Origin of the sequence: Edaphobacter sp. HDX4, from assembly GCF_036877565.1 — a bacterium.
In the GTDB taxonomy this organism is placed as follows: domain Bacteria; phylum Acidobacteriota; class Terriglobia; order Terriglobales; family Acidobacteriaceae; genus Edaphobacter.
Map to the genome: position 1 here is coordinate 104,218 of NZ_JAEDXW010000011.1, position 18,303 is coordinate 122,520.

The 18,303-nt window shown below is 56.6% G+C and carries 13 protein-coding genes; 8 read left to right on the top strand and 5 right to left on the bottom strand.

What is annotated here, in order from left to right; all coding sequences use genetic code 11:
* Positions 1–68 precede the first annotated feature (68 nt).
* Both JAO29_RS12350 and JAO29_RS12355 read left to right on the top strand, forming a co-directional pair.
* The gene (locus JAO29_RS12350; RefSeq protein ID WP_334268523.1) at positions 69–1,328 is read left to right on the top strand and encodes a hypothetical protein; all 1,260 of its coding nucleotides are present in this window, start codon (positions 69–71) and stop codon (positions 1,326–1,328) included.
* A 74-nt stretch (positions 1,329–1,402) separates the two neighbouring features.
* A complete protein-coding gene (locus JAO29_RS12355) occupies positions 1,403–1,939 on the top strand; it encodes a SixA phosphatase family protein (RefSeq protein WP_334268524.1) in 537 nt (178 codons plus the stop codon).
* On the opposite strand, the gene JAO29_RS12360 is transcribed toward JAO29_RS12355, so the two are convergent.
* Positions 1,891–3,462 carry a Ppx/GppA phosphatase family protein gene (locus tag JAO29_RS12360; protein ID WP_334268525.1) on the bottom strand — a complete coding sequence of 524 codons (1,572 nt, stop codon included), beginning with the start codon at positions 3,460–3,462 and terminating at the stop codon, positions 1,891–1,893. The two genes, JAO29_RS12355 and JAO29_RS12360, sit on opposite strands and share 49 nt — an antisense overlap.
* 154 nt (positions 3,463–3,616) lie before the next feature.
* On the opposite strand from JAO29_RS12360, the gene JAO29_RS12365 reads away from it, so the two are divergent.
* Together JAO29_RS12365 and JAO29_RS12370 are read left to right on the top strand one after the other, a co-directional pair.
* Positions 3,617–5,521: an ArnT family glycosyltransferase gene (locus JAO29_RS12365; RefSeq protein WP_334268526.1), complete on the top strand. Its 1,905-nt coding sequence runs from the start codon at positions 3,617–3,619 to the stop codon at positions 5,519–5,521.
* Positions 5,518–7,473 (top strand): ArnT family glycosyltransferase, encoded by a 1,956-nt coding sequence (locus JAO29_RS12370; RefSeq protein ID WP_334268527.1) that lies wholly within the window; start codon positions 5,518–5,520, stop codon positions 7,471–7,473. Before JAO29_RS12365 ends, JAO29_RS12370 begins: the two co-directional genes overlap by 4 nt.
* A 70-nt stretch (positions 7,474–7,543) precedes the next feature.
* On the opposite strand, the gene JAO29_RS12375 is transcribed toward JAO29_RS12370, so the two are convergent.
* Positions 7,544–8,734, bottom strand: a complete 1,191-nt coding sequence (locus JAO29_RS12375) for a glycosyltransferase (protein WP_334268528.1) — start codon at positions 8,732–8,734, stop codon at positions 7,544–7,546.
* Positions 8,735–8,843: 109 nt separating this feature from the next.
* On the bottom strand, positions 8,844–10,430 hold the full coding sequence (locus JAO29_RS12380) for a DHA2 family efflux MFS transporter permease subunit (RefSeq protein ID WP_334268529.1): 1,587 nt from the start codon (positions 10,428–10,430) through the stop codon (positions 8,844–8,846).
* 454 nt (positions 10,431–10,884) lie between these two features.
* Between JAO29_RS12380 and dnaK the strand changes: the two genes are divergently transcribed.
* The 3 genes from dnaK (at position 10,885) to JAO29_RS12395 (ending at position 14,201) form a co-directional block, all read left to right on the top strand.
* Positions 10,885–12,795: a molecular chaperone DnaK gene (gene dnaK, locus JAO29_RS12385; protein ID WP_334268530.1), complete on the top strand. Its 1,911-nt coding sequence runs from the start codon at positions 10,885–10,887 to the stop codon at positions 12,793–12,795.
* A gap of 136 nt (positions 12,796–12,931) precedes the next feature.
* Complete coding sequence (locus tag JAO29_RS12390; protein WP_334268531.1) at positions 12,932–13,189, top strand: hypothetical protein; 258 nt, start codon at positions 12,932–12,934, stop codon at positions 13,187–13,189.
* 127 nt (positions 13,190–13,316) lie between these two features.
* The gene (locus JAO29_RS12395; protein WP_334268532.1) at positions 13,317–14,201 is read left to right on the top strand and encodes an Fpg/Nei family DNA glycosylase; all 885 of its coding nucleotides are present in this window, start codon (positions 13,317–13,319) and stop codon (positions 14,199–14,201) included.
* Between the two features lie 5 nt (positions 14,202–14,206).
* Here JAO29_RS12395 and JAO29_RS12400 read toward each other — a convergent pair whose 3' ends face one another.
* Positions 14,207–15,913, bottom strand: coding sequence for a hypothetical protein (locus JAO29_RS12400; RefSeq protein ID WP_334268533.1), 1,707 nt, complete (start codon positions 15,911–15,913; stop codon positions 14,207–14,209).
* Positions 15,914–16,001: 88 nt separating this feature from the next.
* Here JAO29_RS12400 and JAO29_RS12405 point away from each other — a divergent pair, with 88 nt between their 5' ends.
* Complete coding sequence (locus JAO29_RS12405; RefSeq protein ID WP_334268534.1) at positions 16,002–17,231, top strand: J domain-containing protein; 1,230 nt, start codon at positions 16,002–16,004, stop codon at positions 17,229–17,231.
* Here JAO29_RS12405 and JAO29_RS12410 read toward each other — a convergent pair whose 3' ends face one another.
* Positions 17,232–18,284 (bottom strand): SDR family NAD(P)-dependent oxidoreductase, encoded by a 1,053-nt coding sequence (locus tag JAO29_RS12410; RefSeq protein WP_334268535.1) that lies wholly within the window; start codon positions 18,282–18,284, stop codon positions 17,232–17,234.
* Positions 18,285–18,303 lie beyond the last annotated feature (19 nt).

Below are 18,303 nucleotides of genomic sequence, written 5' to 3' on the forward strand. Positions count from 1 at the left end.
TGGTCTCCTGGATCGTCTGAGCCATCCTGTATTAGAAATCGAAGGACAGCTTCTGAAAGGCACCGCCAATGCCCCGAACCCGCAGCATCTTCTTCCATGGTCTCGGCATCGCCCTACGCCGCTTTCCGGCATTCCTCTGGACCTATGCTTTCAACCTCGGCCTCTCGCTGGCGTTTTGCTTTCCTCTGTACAGGCAACTCTCAGGCATTCTCAACCATTCGCTCGCTTCTCAGCGAGAAGCTTCAGGGTTTGATGTTTCCGTTGTGCTGAACACCGCAATGCGCATTCGCGGCGATCATCCGAGTGACTTGAATGCCATGACAAGTCATGGCTCGGTTCTTGCATATCTTCTGATCTATTTCCTTCTGGTTCCCGGAACGCTATCTATTTACCTGCGTCGCAAACCGGCCAAGCTGAGTAGATTGCTTCGGCACGGAATCCTTCACTTCTGGAGATTCGTGCGCATCACCATACTCACTGTGCTTGCCGGTTTAGTAATCCTCGGTCCGCTCTTCGTTCTGCAGAGACATTGGGCTGCTTTCATCGACGATCGCTTCGTAGGGCGAACGTCCCTGATCCTCACTTTTGCCGGTGCCGTAGTAATTCTTCTGATCGCTTCCCTGCTCCGGCTCTACTTCGACCTCGTCGAGGTTTACACGGTTCAGCTTGGTATGCACAATCGATTCTCAGGGCGCCCCGATCGCCGGGTTCGGCGGACGCTTGGGCCGGCATTTCGTCTCCTGCGCGCTCACCTGGCCCGTGCGTGGATCGTCTTTCTGGTTCTCGCGCTGGCAGGTTTCGCCTCTGCCTTCCTCGCTTCGCGGATTGCCATGCATATGCTCGCGCAGCCACGCTCCTGGATGATGTTCCTCGTTGCACAGCTCGGTTTGTCCATCCTGTTGTTTATGCGCTTCTGGCAGCGTGGAGCCGAGACATCCCTGGTAGCGCAGCACCCCATTATGACCGACGAAGACAGCTACCCTGCTCACGAAAGCTCTTCCTACAAGCGTTCGATTCCCATCGCAACGAAGATCCCGCCCCCGCCACATGAATCGTCCTCAGATCATCCTCACCATGTTGAGATGATCTACAACTCCGATCCTCTCAACGCCATCTATCCTGCTCCGTTGTCAGCGGACGACCCGCTCGTACAGTCAGGAGAGCGAGAACAGCCTCTCGCGACTCCGGACCCGATACCCAACCCGGAGCCCGCTTCTCCCTCCCTGGAAGAGCCGGACCCCGGAGTCTTCCATCATGAGCCCGCACATCCAGACAGCCGGCGGGAACGACTGTCGCAAGACAAAGATGACGATCACAGAATAGGCTAGGCAGCGATCTGTTATAGACCCTGAGATCCTTACTGGGATTAGAAAGGTGTCTGCTTTAAAATCGGTAAGACGATATGAATCTTTATATTCTTCGACATGCATCTGCCGGTGAGCAACGGCCAAATCCTATTCTCGATCGCAAACGCCCGCTCGATAAAGATGGCAAGCGATACTGCCTGCAGTTGGCGAATGTCCTCAACGAACTTAAGCTGCAATTCGACCTGATTGTGTCGAGTCCGCTGAAGAGAAGTGTGCAGACGGCTTCACTGGTCGGAACAGAGATGGGCTACGAGTCCCAGATTCTTATATCGAATGCACTTTCGCCCGATGCATCGTTTCGCGATTTTCAAAGGCTGCTTGCCGAGTGCCGTGGGTATGAGAATCTGCTGGTGGTCGGCCACAATCCTAACCTGGTTCAGTTTCTCGCCGGTGTAGTGGTCGGTCCCGATGCGACTACACTCCCCCACCTCCGTCTGCGGAAAGGTTCTCTGGCGCGAGTCACGTTCGACCGTGGCCCAGCAACGCTGCAGTGGCTGCTGGACCCGCGACCTGTGCGCGCTCTCTACACCACTTCGACGAAGAGCTCGCGCCGAAAGATTTCACGGAAGTAAGCGGCCTCTTTTTTGACCGACCAGGCCTCCAACTCCGCTCCGCCGCGGGTGGGAGCAAGCTCCAGCACAATTCGCTTGGGATAAACGTGTACGCGGATCCGCAGGGTCGCGCTTGCACGGTCCTGGTTGAGCGCAACCGCCAGTCGGAGGAGCACGATGCCGCGGATCACATTCATATGTTCTTCAAGAGGGATGGTCCTCATGACCCGATCCATGGCGTCGGGGCGAGTCTTCCCAAGATAGCGGGCCAGAGCGCTTACGATCGACCTCTGCTCGGGAGAGAAGCCAAAGATCTCGGAGTTCGCAATGATGTATTGCGTGTGCCGGTGATGCCCCTGGTGGTTCATGAACTTGCCCACATCCTGCATCATCGCTGCCGATTCTAGCCACAGCCGATACTCTTCCGGAAGATCGTGGACACGCGCGAGAGCACGGTACAGCTCGACAACGTGCTGCCTTACCGGCTCGACCTGCCTCTGCTCAATACCATAACGACGGCACACCTCGAGAACGCCGGCCCAACGTTCACTCTCAATCTTCTGATGAACGGATGCACGAAGGTCAACATCGCCCAGCATCTGGGCCAGCATCCCATCTCGTAGTCCCAATGCAGAGTAGCGAAAGGTCTTGAGACCGAACCTTTCCATCAGAGTTGCGTAGACGAGCGCGCCGCCAACGATAATCTCGGAACGGCGCGGTCCGATACCGGGAACAGCAGCTCGCTGCTCGTCACGCATCTTTACCATCCGATCTGCGAGCGCCCGAACCTCATGAACCTCCGCAGTCAGCGCGCCCACATGTTCAACCCGTCGGTTGGCCAGAGACTTCTTCTTCTCTTTGAATCCTGCTTTCTTGCGAAGGTAGCCGCTGGCTTCGGCAAGGGCCGCCGCCGTTCCCGATGTCGCAATGACGAGGCTGACTCGGGGCGTTCCTATTTTTCGGGCGGCCTTTTTTAGTTCCCGGTCGATGAACTGTTTCAGACGAACCACATCTTCTCGAGCAGGCGGGTCGGTCGTAAGAAACTCCTGCTGCAGCCGAACCGCACCCAGCGGGAGACTGACCATCGATTTGATACGGCCACCGTCGGAGATCGTAACTTCGCAGCTGCCTCCGCCCAGGTCGATGAGCACACAACGTCCCCGGGCTCCGACCTCATGCGTTACCACTCCCAGGTGAATGAGGCGCCCTTCTTCCAACCCGGAGATGACTTCGACGTTCCAGCCAGTGGCGGACCGTACCCACTCTGTGAATGCGTCGGCGTTGCGTGCGTCGCGCATGGCGCTGGTTGCGACCACGCGAACCTTATCGGCGACATGCAATTGCACTGCTTTGTGAAATCGCTTGAGGGCGCGGATGGTCGCTGCCATCGCCTCCGGCGAAATTGCACCTGTCTGGAAGACGCTCTCTCCAAGGCGCGTAACCTCACGATCTTCGTGCAGGGTCTTCAGCCGGTGCATCTGCACCTCGGCGATCTTCAAACGACACGAGTTAGACCCGATATCCACCGCTGCAAATGTGGGCATCTCACCTCACCTTCCGAAATGCGCGAAATCTATCCCCACAAGCAAGATACATCTCTAAAACAGAGATCACACGAAACTGGTCGAGGATTCCTGATCCAAGCGAACTCCCCGTTTTCGAGAAGCGCGATTTATCCTGAAAGAAGCACTCTCTACGATGACAAGCCCAACCATCTCCGCCCCGGCTACCACCTCACCCTCTTCTCAAACCCAGTCTTCGGCTGGGCCGACAAGATCGGTAGCGTTACTCGTAATCTCTTCGTTGTGGATGGTGATCTTCTTTGCATCGCTTTTCGCGCCTCCTCTATTGGACGACGCTGACGCTACTCACGCGAATGCGGCTCGCAACATGGTCCTCACAGGGGATCTCGTTACCCTAAAGGTGAACGGGATCCGTTATCTTGAGAAAGCTGCGCTGCCATACTGGCTCGATGCGATCAGCTTTCGCATCTTCGGCTTCAACACCTTCGCTGCGCATTTGCCGGAAGCGATTGGTGTTCTTCTGCTCGGCCTACTGGGATTTCATTGGAGTCGCCGTGCCTATGGCGACCGCACTGCCTTCTATACCGGCCTGATGATTCTTACCTCGACCGGTGTATTTCTCTTCACGCGTATCTACATCCCTGAAGTCCTGCTGACGCTGTTTCTCTCCATATCGCTTTACTGCCTGCTGCGTGCGCTTGAGAACCCCTCTCCTCGTCGCAGCCTGCATGCCTACACGATGTGGGCTGCTCTCGCATTGGCTGTCCTCACGAAGGGGCTTGTCGCACTTGTATTTTTCTTTGGGGCAGCGATGATCTACCTGCTGCTGACAGCACAGTGGCGCAACCTGAGCAGAATCAAGCCAGTCACCGGCCTCTTGCTTTTTCTGCTGATCGCAGCTCCCTGGCACATCCTCGCGGGTCTTAGAAACACCGGTGGCATGAACGGCCATGGGTTCTTCTGGTTTTATTTCGTCAACGAACACTTCCTCCGGTTTCTGGGCAAACGCTATCCGAAGGACTACAACAAGCTGCCGGGTTATCTTTTCTGGAGCCTGCACCTTGTCTGGCTTTTTCCCTGGAGCCTCTTTTCTCCACTCGCGGTGATCCAGGGTTGGCGACTTCGAAAGCGTTCTGCAGCGGCGAACAGCTTCGCGTCGAACACCACATGGCTCCTCGGCATCTATGCCGGACTTGTTCTCGTCTTCTTCTCCATTTCAACCAATCAGGAGTACTACACCTTTCCCGCGTATCTGGCTCTGCTTACGTTGATGAGCGCAGCCGTTGTGCTGTCTGAGAAGACCTACGATCAGGACCAGGCATCACGTCGATGGATTACCGTTGCCCATGCCACCTATACCATCATTGGACTAGCTGCCGCGGTCGCGCTCGGCTATGGGCTCTGGAGTTCTCGCAAGCTGCCATTCGTTCCGGATATTGGCGAACTGCTGGCACATCGGGGAGTTGGAGACTACACGCTCTCCATGTCCCATTTCTTTGATTTAACCGGTCCCAGCTTCGCTGCCCTTCGCCTTCCTGCATCGCTGGCTGCCCTTTCGTTTGCCTTCGGTCCGGCGATCGCCTGGTTGCTTCGCAGCAGACGGCGTCACCTCGCTTCGACCACAACGATTGCACTTTCTTCAGCGATCTTTCTGATCGCTGCTCACATTGCGCTCATTCGTTTCGCGCCTATGCTTTCTTCTGCAAATCTCGCACAGAAGATCCAGAAGCTGGAAGACGATCATCTTGTTTCGCGAGACAGTCAGATTCTTCTGTTCGGTGACCAGGCCTACGGATCCTCAATTCCCTTCTATCTTGGAAAGATCGTCTACCTTGTGGACGGCCGATCCACGTCAATGCTCTTTGGCTCCACCTTCCCCGATGCTCCGCCGATCTTCCTGACTCATGAGCAGCTTCTGAAGAGTTGGGGAACTGGCCAGCGCAAGATCCTCTTCGTGCCGCTGGAAAAACGCGACGAGATCGACCTCCTTCTCGGTAACAACAAGGTCCTCCTCGCCGAAACCTCCGGTAAGGCTCTCTTCACAGACCGTCCCCTCGATCACCCGTTGAATCATCAGTGAATCCAGGCATAGCCCAATTCGCCGTGACTCATCCACAACCGACTGCTGAGTTTTCCGCTCCTACGCCGGCTGCAGGATTCGCTCGCGATTCGCGCCCCTGGAGCCTGCGATCGGTCGCAATCATCGCGCTCGCGTGGCTCATCCTTCAGATTGGCGGACTCTTCACCCCAGGTCTGCTCGATGACGTCGACTCGATCTACACCGAAATTGCGCGCGAGATGCTCGTGCGGCACGACTACGTCACCCCCTACATAAACGGTGTGCGGTTCTTCGATAAACCGCCCTTGATGTACTGGATGGCCGCTGCCTCCATGCGTGTCTTTGGGTATCACGACTGGGCGGCACGTCTTCCGCTTGCGATGGGAGTGCTTGCACTCCTTCTTGCGGTCTACGCGCTCGGCATCCGGTTCTTCCGCGATGTGTCTCCCGCACACGCCCCGGACCGCGGAGGCTTCTACGCGGCCCTCGCGCTGGCCACAAGCATCGGCCCCTATCTTTACACGCGGTTCTACATCCCTGACATTCTTCTGGCGCTGTGGATGACACTTGGAGTTCATCTCCTTCTGATTGCACTTGATCGCGTCCGCGATCAACGATCGGCGCTTCTGCCCTGCCTCGGTTTTTCCGCTGTGATGGCGCTCAACGTCTTGACCAAAGGCCTGATTGGCCTTGTGTTTCCAATCACGTTCGTTCTCGGTTATCTCGCAATCACGCGACAGCTTCGCGTTCTGTCGCGGCTTCATCTAGCTACGTCGAGTTTGATGTTTCTCGTCATCGCAGGACCATGGCATGTCCTGGCTGCGCTGCGCACGCCTTCTATCTCACTCCCCGCTGGTCAAGGCTTGCCTGAACACGGAGGCTGGGCATGGTTCTATCTGTACAACGAACACATCGCCCGCTTCCTTGGACGCCGCATCCCTCATGACTACGGGCAAGTTCCGGTTCCACTCTTCTGGGTGCTCACCGCGCTCTGGGTCATGCCGTGGACGCCATTTCTTTTCCCCGCAATTCAGAGCCATATCCGCGATTTGCGCAACCGTAAGACTCTGGGATTGCGCCATCGATCCGAGGCTGCGCGATCGCTGCTTCTTTGGGCGGCCATCGTTCTTGGCTTTTTCACCGTCTCGAGCCGGCAGGAGTACTACAGCCTTCCTGCGATTCCTGCCCTGGCTCTGATGGCAGCCGGACTCCTCGCCCGCGCCGAGGCTTTTAACGACAAAGACAGTGCCTTCGCGCGCAAAGCCACTCTAGGCTGGACCCTCTGGTTCCTCCTCCCCTTTACAACACTGGTTGCGCTCGTCTGCGGTTATTTCGCTATGACAGCGCCGCGGCCACCGGCAGGCACCGATATCGCTGCCCTGCTTGCGGCGAATCCTGAGTTTTATAACCTCTCACTGGGCCACGTCTTCGATCTCACCACAGCCGCCATGGGCTTGTTCCGCGGCCCCCTGATCGTCGTTGCTTCAGGCATGCTGATCGTCGGAGTCGCCAGTTACCTACTTCGCCGACGAGCTCTTCCTTACGCGGCCAACCTGACCTTGGCCGCAGCAATGACAGTCACCTTACTGGGAGCTCACGCGGGACTGAGCCGCTTCTATCCAATCCTGGGCTCGAAAGATCTCGCTCTCGCCATTAACCATGCGGGACTTCAGCCGCAGGATCAGATCATTCTGGATGGCGAGCTCACCTCAGGCTCATCGCTGATCTTCTATACCCGCCATCAGATCCATCTGATCAACGGCAACGTCAATGGCCTGTGGTATGGAGCCTTCTGGCCCGACTCACCTCACATCTTTGAGACCGAAGATACGCTTCGGAGTCTGTGGTCAGGTCCAGGCCGTGTCTTTTTGTTCACCTATCATCCGGCGGCCAGAACCAGGGATCTTGCCAGCTTCCGCAACGTACGGACTATCGCGTCTGCCGGCGGCAAGACGGTTTTGACCAACCGCTAACCCGAGTTACCCTGCGCAATGTTGCGGGAAAGCTCTCGATCAACCGATCTCTGAGTGAGCAATGCGTTCGCTAGCGGCTCTCGACGCGACCGCCCTCGCCGAGCCGATACGTCTGCCCGCGATAGTAGAAGCGATCTCCGCCATAGCTTCCCAACCAGAGCACACTTCCCAACAGATCGCGGAATGGATAGAGCAGCATTCCGTGGAGCCAGTCAGCATCTCCCATCATCTTGAGAACGGTTCCGGCCTGCACCCAGCGATTTACGATCATCGCCAATAACCATGCCACTCCAAGAGCTGGATGTCCGCTAAGCACTCCCCAAAGTAGCCCCATGATGCCGAACGGCATCGCAAACGTCAGGCCGCTGCCAAGGTGTCCCCAGGGCCTTGACCGGCGCGTGCTCTGCATCCAGCGCAACTGGTTTCGGAACGATACCCAGAAGGGCGTATCTTCGACCAGCAATCGGATAACGTGACTCGCCAGCAGAACCCCTATGCCTCGTGTAGCGAGCCGATTTCCCAGTACAAAATCGTCTGCATAGAACTGACCCAGTTCTTCGAACCCTCCAGCCTCAGCAAAAGACTGCTTCCTGACTGCCATGGTTACGCCGAGCGCAAACTTGGTCCCCTCGAGCATATCGGCAACCATCACGCCAGAACTCATCTCGACGCTCTTCCCGACAGCATCGAGACGAGACGAGAGCCGAGCCGCGGAGCCGCGATGCACCGTTCCCAGGTAGATGCTCGAAGCCAGACCTACCTTCGAATCCTTGAGGTTCTGTACCATTTTGCGCAGGTAGTCTGGCGCGACTCGCGCATCCGCGTCACTGGTGATGTAGAGATCGTGATCTGCAATGGAGTCCAGCTTCGCAAGAGAGAACACCTTCGCGTTATGAAAGTGGGCAGGCGGTTCGCCACAGGTTACATACTTTGCGTTGACGTGCGGGAACCGTTGGCCCACCTGCCGGGCAAGTTGAAGGCCAGGATCGCTGTCGTGCCGCGCACAGAAGAGCAGCTCAAAGGAGGGATATTGCTGCTCAAAGAAGGACTCGATGTTCCTCTCAAGTCCGTCTTCCGTACCGTGCAGCGGTTTGAGGACGCTGACTGGCGGCAGGAAGGTCGAAGTTATGGCAGCCTGTTCCTCTCGCCTGCGGCGCAGACCGAACCGGATAGCTGCGACCAGTACCATCATGCAGTAGATGGTCGAGGTCACAGAACCAATAGCGGCTATCCAGAACACAATCTGTACTAACAAACTCATTTCGTTCCCTACAGACCTGCAACTTACTCGCAAACTTCGAGTTTATCGCAGCCGGTGGGGAGGAGACCGGCGCAACCTGCTTCACCAAAATGGAACGACCGTCTGGGACCTAGTGGGCACCAACAGGAGCTTTCCCTGGTTTGACCTTTTTCAGCATCCACACTGCAACCACGCAGGCAAAGCTTAGCAGCGAAAGCCAGCGAAAGACATCGACAAATGCCCAGTTCGACGCCTGTCGCTGCAGCTCGCGGTAAAGTGTCGCCTGCGCCGGGGCAGTCGCATTTGCCGGACCGAAGAAGCCTGAGAGAAATCCGGTCGTACTTTGCAGTGAATTTTGAAACTGCTGCCCTGTGACCGGCACCGAGTTGATGATCAGGTTCTGATGCACGGCCGACCGGCGCGTCAAAAGCGTCTGTGCGACAGAAATTCCGATCGACCCGCCCACATTTCGCATCAGGTTGAACAATCCGCTGGCATTACCGATCTGCTCATTCGGAAGCGTTCCGTATGCAGCCGTAGTGATCGGAACGAAGACAAAGCTAAGGCCAAATCCCGTAATAAGGATGGGAATCAGAAGCGACGTCGGCGAGAGCTGCAATGTGACGTTCCCGAAGTACAGGGTCGTGAGCCCAAAGACGACAAATCCGAAGGTCAGCAGGAGACGCGGATCTACCTTGTTGGACAAAAAACCAATGATAGGCATTCCGCAGATGGCTCCCAGGCCGCGGGGCGCTACGACAATTCCAGCCGTGAAGGCCGTGTATCCCATCAGTTCCTGGAAAAACAGCGGAAGTACGGTAACGGTGGAGTAGATTGCGACTCCAAACAGAAAGATCAGAAGGCATCCGATAGCGAAGTTCCGGTCCATCAGCACCCGCAGATTCACCAACGGGTTCTTCTTACGCCACGATATCCAAATCCACCATACGAAAGCGGTAATCATGAAGCAGAATGCCCAGCGTATCCAGGTAGCGCCAAACCAGTCATCCTCCTGCCCCTTATCGAGTATGACCTGCAGGCATCCCGTCCACACCACCAGGGTCCCGAAGCCAAGATTATCGAAGGGAGGAACCTTGGCATTCTTGATGTAAGGCGGGTCGTGAACGAAGCGGCTGATCATGAAGACCGCAAGGATCCCGACCGGGATATTGATGTAGAACGCATAGCGCCAGGAGTACGTATCGGTTAGCCAACCTCCCAGCGTGGGTCCAAGCACGGGGGCGACGACGACACCAAAGGCAAATACGGCTGCTGCCGCTCCTCGCTTAGCCGGTGGAAATGACTCAAACAGGATGGCCTGCGAGAGGGGCTGCAGAGCCCCGCCCCCCGCACCCTGGACGATGCGGGCAAGCAGCATCAGTCCCAGAGTAGGCGCGGCTCCGCAGGCAAAACTAGCGATGGTGAAGACGATGACGCAACCCACAAGGAAATTTTTGCGACCAAACCGCAGCGAACACCAGTTGCTGGCCGGGAGAACAATCGCATTTGCAACCAGGTAGCTGGTCAGCACCCATGTTGCCTCGTCATTTGAGGCGGAGAGAGATCCTGCAATGTAAGGGAGCGCGACCGAGGCGATCGCCGTATCCAGCACCTCCATAAAAGTCGCGAGCATCACCGAGGCTGCGATAAGCCACGGGTTTACTCCTTGCGTGACTTCGCCGGAGTGATCGGCTGGTGCGGTCGCAGCAGTGGACATCGGGGAGTCCTTCCGTTAGGGAAAAAGTAACAGATGTAGGGTTCGTATTCGAAGAATCGACGCCGAAGGGAGCAGCGATACTCCAAAATCGGATATGACGCAGAAATCTAGTCGTGGGGTGGATAACGGGCGGCGAAAAGCCTTTACTATGAGCAGATTTGTTCGTATCTACCCTTTCCTCGCCGGGATGCATCCAATTTGAAGGTACCTTTGCTCCTCCTGAGGCGGGCTCCAGGATCCAGATCCGTTTAGACCGAACGCTAGATAAAAGCATAAATTGCTATAGAACAAGTACTTATAACCTATGGGGGAACTGCCAGACAGGTTATGAGTTTCGATGCATCTTCCTGCTTGAAATCACATCATATATATTGACAGTAAGTGACTCAAGGTGGAATGATCCACTTGTGCAACAAGTTTTGGGCAGCTTGGCTGCGATTGGGAGAGATTAGCGATGGGAAAAATTATAGGTATTGACCTGGGAACCACGAACTCGTGCGTGGCTGTTATGGAAGGCGGCGAGCCGAAGGTAATCCCGAATGAGGAGGGCGGCCGTACGACCCCTTCGATTGTGGCTTTCACGAAGAGCGGAGAGCGGCTCGTGGGTCAGGTGGCGAAGCGTCAGGCCATAACAAACCCTGAGAACACCGTGTATTCAATCAAGCGCTTCATGGGTCGCCGTTACGACGAAGTTAACGATGAGATGAAGATGGTCCCCTACAAGGTGGTCAAGCAGGGGGACCACGTGGCCATCAGCGCTCAGGGCAAGGAGTACACTCCGCCTGAAATTTCGGCCATGATCCTGCAGAAGCTTAAGAAGGCGGCAGAGGATTATCTGGGTTCCAGCGTCACCGAAGCGGTCATCACCGTTCCGGCCTACTTCAATGATGCTCAGCGCCAGGCCACTAAGGACGCCGGCAGGATCGCTGGACTCGACGTTAGACGTATCGTGAACGAGCCAACGGCAGCGGCTCTGGCCTACGGTCTGGATAAGAAGAAGGACGAGACGATCGCCGTGTATGACTTCGGCGGCGGCACGTTTGATATTTCGATTCTTGAGGTTGGTGAGGGCGTAATCGAGGTGAAGTCGACCAACGGCGACACCCACCTTGGCGGCGACAATCTGGACCAGCGCATCGTCGACTGGCTCATCTCGGAGTTCAAGACGGAGAGCGGTCTCGACCTGACCTCCAAGGGCAATGAAATGGCCCTGCAGCGCCTCAAGGACGCAGCGGAACGTGCCAAGATTGAGCTTTCGACTGCGCAGGAGACCGAGATCAACCTGCCGTTCATCACGGCAGACGCCAGCGGACCGAAGCACCTTGTTCGCAAGCTGACCCGCGCCAAGCTCGAGAGCCTGGTGGACGATCTGCTGCAGAAGTCCGTCGGACCCTGCAAGCAGGCGATGAAGGACGCCGGTGTCGACGCCAGCAAGATCGACGAAGTCGTACTGGTTGGCGGACAGACCCGTATGCCCGCGATCCAGAAGCTGGTGAAGGACCTCTTCGGGAAGGAGCCTCATAAGGGCGTAAACCCGGACGAGGTTGTTGCAATCGGCGCAGCGGTTCAGGCCGGCGTGCTCGCAGGCGACGTGAAGGATCTTCTTCTGCTCGACGTTACACCGCTGACCCTCTCGATCGAGACGATGGGTGGCGTGGCAACTCCGATGATCGCCCGCAACACGACGATCCCGACCAAGAAGACCGAGACCTTCTCCACGGCAGCCGACTCGCAGACCGAGGTCGAGGTTCACGTTCTCCAGGGCGAGCGTCCGATGGCAGCGCAGAATCGCACTCTGGGTAAGTTCAAGCTGAGCGGCATCCCACCGGCTCCGCGCGGCGTACCGCAGATCGAGGTGACCTTCGACATCGATGCCAATGGAATCCTGAACGTAACGGCGAAGGATAACGCCACAGGCAAGGATCAGAAGATCACGATCACCTCGAGCTCGGGTCTCAGCAAGGACGAAGTCGAGCGCATGGCGAAGGACGCAGAGGCTCACGCAGCCGAGGACAAGGAGCAGCGAGACACGATCGAAGCTCGTAATGGTCTCGACTCGATGGTCTACAACGTGGAGAAGATGCTCAAAGACGCTGGGGACAAAGTCTCCGGATCGGACAAGAGCGATGTGGAAGCTGCTCTCGAGGACGCGAAGAAGACGCTTGCAGGCACGCCGAAGGCAAGTGAGCTAAATGAGGCCCGTGAGCGTCTAACAACTGCGAGCCATAAGCTTGCCGAGGCGATGTATAAGGCCAATGCTGGTCAGCCCACAGAGCAGGCAGGGCAGGCGGCACCGGCTGAAGAGCCGAAGAAAGATGAGGAAGTGATCGACGCCGAGTATGTGGACGTCGACGAAAAGAAGTAACCACCATAGATCGTTTTGGTGGTTAGCGGTCGCAGGAAGAGAGGGGCAATCCTCTGGCAGGTTTGCCCCTCTTGCTTTATCAAGGCCCCGATGGATTGTAGGTTTGCACCACTTACTTCCAGGAAAGGTAGTTAACGTGAACAACGGCAGGAATCGTAATGAAGTCTCCGATCTGAACTGGTTAGACAGCCTGGAATTCAATCGATATACAGGAGGCAGTGCGATGACCGAGACAATGTGGAGATGTGATCAAGTTCGTGCGGGCCAACTTTACAACCGCATGATGTTCGATACGCGCGAGGAAGCGGAGCGCTTTGTCCGCAAGATGCAGCAGATGGAACCGGACCAGATGTTCTCGATTGAAGCTATCGAAGCCAGGCAGGTCTGGAACTAAAGCATCACCTCGGTTAGGAAGCGATTTTTCAATTCGAAAGCGCTAGTGGTTTTCAGGCGACGGTAGTCTCTGGCATGGACCAGTACCGTCGCCATCGCTTCTTCTGGGAGCCTTGGAGACAGCACGAATGCCTGAAGGAAATGAGATTCACCGCTGGGCCGAGCGTCATCAGGCCGCCTTCGGTCAGAAGACCGTTCGAGTGGATGGTCCGCAGGGGCGCTTTACAGATGCGGACGTAATTGACGGCCGTAAGCTTCAGCGCGTGATGGCAGTCGGGAAACATCTGGGCTATGACTTTGGCAAGGACCGGATCCTACACGTCCACCTCGGATTACAGGGAGACTTCACGGAGGGATCGGGACCTCTGCCGCCCGCAAAGGGAGCTCTCCGGCTTCGGATGTGGAGCGCAGCGGCGATCAAGAAGGCTCCTGTACCCGGAGAGGGTAAGCGTCATGCGTGGTATTCGGACGATGACGGCACAGGACATCTTGAACCTGAGCAGATCGGCTGGATAGAGCTGCGCGGTCCCACGGACTGCTCCATCTACACGCAGGAAAAGTGGAATCAGCTTCTGGAACGTCTTGGTCCCGATCCTTTGAACGGCGACGAGCCGGACAGGATGCTCGCGAAGGTGCGCAAGAGGCGCAAGTCGATCGGAGAGCTGCTGATGGACCAGACCCTGTTCGCCGGAGTCGGAAACATCTTCCGCGCAGAGCTGCTGTACCGAGCGCGGCTGAGTCCATTTCGCCCCGGCAAGGACGTAGAAGAACAGCTTCTGAGGTCGATATGGAAGGATGCAGGGGTACTGATGCCTGCAGCAATGATCGACCGAAGGATTGTGACAACCCTGCCGGAACATCGTCCGCATAAGAAGGGGAAGGTGCTGAAGGAAGAGGCTCATTACGTCTATCGGAGGAACGGGCTTCCCTGCTTTGTATGCGAGACGGTGGTCAAGAAACAGGAGGTTGCCGGGCGAAATCTTTTCTGGTGTCCGACCTGCCAGGCAGAATAACGCACCTATTGCATGACGAGGTAGGTATGAAAGGTTTTGTTGAGGGTGTAGTCGATCGGATAGTAGGGATAGGGAGCCCTGGACTGGAGAAAAGCCTGTTGCTCAGCGCTCTGAGGCGACCCATCCGGGAGGAACTCTCGTTCTGTGAGCCTGGAGGGCGGAAGAGCAGCAATGAGCCTGCGATTAAGGAAGAAGCGGATGCCGTGTATATAAACCGGCCTGTATTGAGTGAGGAATTCGGGATATTCGCCCAGTTTCGTGGCCTTGGTAAAGACCTCATGGACTTCGATGATGTCGGGCTGACGCTGCTGCAGGATATAAGGCCGAATGGCGGCAAAGCGCTGGTGAGCCAGCGTGCGATCACACAGAAGTCCGAGATCGATGACCTGCACATTCCTGGAAAAGAGCATCACGGCTCCCATATCGGGAGCGGCGTAGGTCAGGTTTTTCCTGCCGGATATCCGCTGGAGATCCGCGAGGATGGGTGCTGCAACGCCAACCCGGTCAACAGTGATCCGAGGCATGTACACAGGAGCTTTCTCAGAACGTAGCGGCTGGATACGAGCCTGCATGCGAGCAAGGGTAAGGATGCACAGAACAACCGTCACCCATCCCAAGACCCTGGGATTCAGTTGAGGCAGGACTGGAAGGAGCAGCAGACCGATAAGGAAGGGCCAGGCGCTATAGAAGGAACGGGATGGTGGCCCCCAGTTAGGCCCTATCGCAGTGCTGAGCACAAAGGAAAAGACGAGATACCAGAGAAGGAAGCGCAGCTGCCAGGAGTTCGAGAGAGACTGCCTGATTCGGACGACCGGAGCGAAGGAGCCGGGAGCTGTGAGATATCGATAGAGGAGAAAGCCCGCCAAGAGCAACAAGAGCACCTTGCAGGTATAGAGGATAAGAAGCGGTTCGAGAAGATGGAGAACGATCCCCTGATGAAGACTGGCTGCAGAGTACGGGAAACTCTGCTTGGCTATGACAGTGTTCGGTAAGAGATCTCCAAAGTAGAGCCAGCGGGCAAGATTGGAGGCGACGAAGAGAACGGTCCAGCATAGAACGGGATACCTGTTACGCGAGAGGCTCCGTTCGGCCAACACAAACGGTACGAGCAACCAGGCTGCCTCCCATCGAGTGAGAAGGAGAGCAGAGCCGGCAAAGATGTACCAAAATCGCCCGGCTCGACTGGTCGCAGGCAATAGAATCAACATCATCAGCACGAGGACAAGGATGATAGGAGTTTCCATTCCGTTAATGGTTTCGTAGAACATCAATGTGCACCCAACAGTTCCCGCGACCATGTTGGCGAGTACCTCTGAGGTCCACGAAGAGAACCAGTACCGAATGAAAAGAATATTTGCGAGATTTAGCAGGAGAGTAGAGATTTTGGCGAATGCGAGCAGTGCGGCGGGGCTGGCGATAAACTTCGCAGCTGCAGCCATGAGCAGCATCCAAAGCGTGGTGGAATATCCTTCCACGATCCCTGAGCCGGGCGTGGGTTCGATTCGTCCTGTATGGGCAAACGTCTGCGAGAAGCCTAAAGTGATGGCAGCGTCATCCCAGGTAATTGCCCAAAAGCGCCATGCTACGAAGATTTGAGCGAAGAGGCCGATGAGAACAAGGACACGGGAGGACCACAGCGCCAGGCGAGATGAATCTACCGGGTCGTTGGTGCGGTCGACAACAGGACTGACAGCGGCTTCGGCGAAGCGCATAACGGCGCCCTCTCTTGTAGATTATCGAAGATGTGGGAATTAGTAATTGGAACAGACCTGTAATTCAGGTAAATGAGCGAAGAGAACTATGGCGACGACAAAGACAAAGGATTACTACGGAATACTCGGTGTAAAAAAGACGGCTACTGCGGATGACATCCGAAAAGCGTTCCGCAAGGCTGCCCGCAAGTACCATCCGGACGTCAATCCGGGGGACAAGAAGGCGGAAGAGAAGTTCAAGGAGATTTCGGAAGCCAACGACGTTCTGAGCGACGAGAAGAAGCGGAAGATCTACGACCAGTTTGGTTTCTACTCGGACTCGATCGACCCGGCTGCGGCGGAAGCTGCAGCTCGTGGGGGCTATGGCGGGCCGGGAGGGTTCGGCGGAACAGCTCAGGGAGGTCGAGGCGGCGGCCAGGAGGTTCCCTTTGACTTCGAGGGCTTCGACTTTTCGGATTTTGCCGCAGGCGGTGGCCGTCAGGAAGCAGGGGGCGGTGGTTTCCGGGACATCTTCAGCCAGATGTTTTCCGGCAATCGAAATGCGGCAGCGCGGGGCCCACAGCCCGGGACTGATCTGGAGTACCAGGTCAGCGTAGACTTCTGGACCGCGATTCGCGGTGGTGTGGCTCGGCTGGAGATTCAGCGGCAGGAGGTTTGCCCGACCTGCAAGGGTAAGTCCACTACAGGCGGAAGCATGGAGTGCCCGGAGTGCCACGGATCGGGCCAGGTCACCCAGATGGGCGGCCGGATGAAGTTCAATATTCAGTGCCCACGCTGTGGAGGCTCCGGCAAGATACAGAACACGTGCCCTACCTGCGATGGGGAAGGAGTGGTAACTCGGCGAGAGCCACTCGAGTTCCGCATCAAGGCCGGAACACGGGACGGTCAGAGGATAAGGCTGGCCGGCAAAGGCAATGCCGGGATCAACGGCGGCGCAGCGGGTGATCTTTTCCTCATTATCAAAGCGGGGCCACACCCGGTCTTCACACGTTCGGGTGATGACATTTATGTGACTATACCCGTGACGATCACGGAGGCCTCGCTCGGGGCGAAGATCGATGTTCCGACGATCGATACTCATGAGGGCGCTGGAAGAACGCAACTTAAGATCCCACCGGGAACCCAGACAGGGCAAAAACTTCGACTGCGCGAAAAGGGAGTTCCCTCTGCGGTTCACGAAGGCAGACGCGGAGATCAGATCGTCGAGGTACGGATCGTCGTTCCCAAAATCCAGGATGAACGTTCGAAGGAGATCTTGCGGGAGTTTGCCAAACTCAATCCGGAGACACCACGGGAAGAACTCTTTACAAAGATCTAACTACATAACAGGCTGATTCGACGAATGAGCCCAGGGAGCAGTCGTCACGCTCCCTGGCTCATCTCCAGAGGCATCCTGCTGCGATTTAGGCAAGGTAGATCCGGCCGCACGAGGGCTGGGCAGTACGAACTCGTTAGCTAGAGAGGCGAGGCGCTGAACGGCCTCAGGTGCGACGCCCACCGCCCGGGCTGCGAGCCATGCCTGCGGGGTAATCGTGATCTCAGCTCTTCCCTGCGCAACGGCGCGATAGATGCTGTTCGCCGCGTGCTTTACCGAGGCGGCTACGATCGGAGTAGTAGCGGCCAGGTTGAACCATCGCTCTTCCTTTCGCCTATCGCCGACAAACTTCGCGTGAGTATGTCCGCCGGTCCGCATAAGACCGGGGCAGACGGTGGTGACAATGATGCCTTTGTGCCGTAGTTCAGAATGAAGACCCTCGGAAAAGCCTACGAAGGCAAACTTACTGGCGGTGTAAGGAAGCATGTGCGGCACGGCGACCTTACCCCCGATAGAACCGATGTTGACGATAGCGGCAGGATTGCGACGGTCGCGCTGAAGCATGAACGGAAGCGCTGCCTGGATGACATAAAGACCGGCGAAAAAATTCGTCTCCATGGCGTCGCGATAGGCCCGGATGGGTTGGTCTTCGACCGGTCCTACCTCGATGATCCCGGCGTTGTTCACGAGGACGTCGATACGGCCAAAGTGGCCTATCGCGTGTTCGACCAGATTTCTGGCCTGAGATTGATCTGTCAGGTCTGCGGGAATGAGAAGGACATCTTCCTCTGCCAGGATCGCGCCGCGCTTTAACAGGCTATTGCGAGCCGCAGTAAGCTCATCGACATTGCGGGCAGTGAGTACAAGTTTGTTCCCAGCACGGGCAAACCGCTCGGCAATGGCGAAGCCGAGGCCACGTGAGCCCCCGGTTACAAGGACGATGCGGTTTTCGGTTCCACGTGTATTTTGGCTTCGGCGTCGCTTGATATCCAAAGCGCAAGCGACTGATGCAGCCGCAACTCCAGTGAGCACTTGAAGAAGATGAGTTCGCCTCATGTTTGGTATCCCGTCCCTT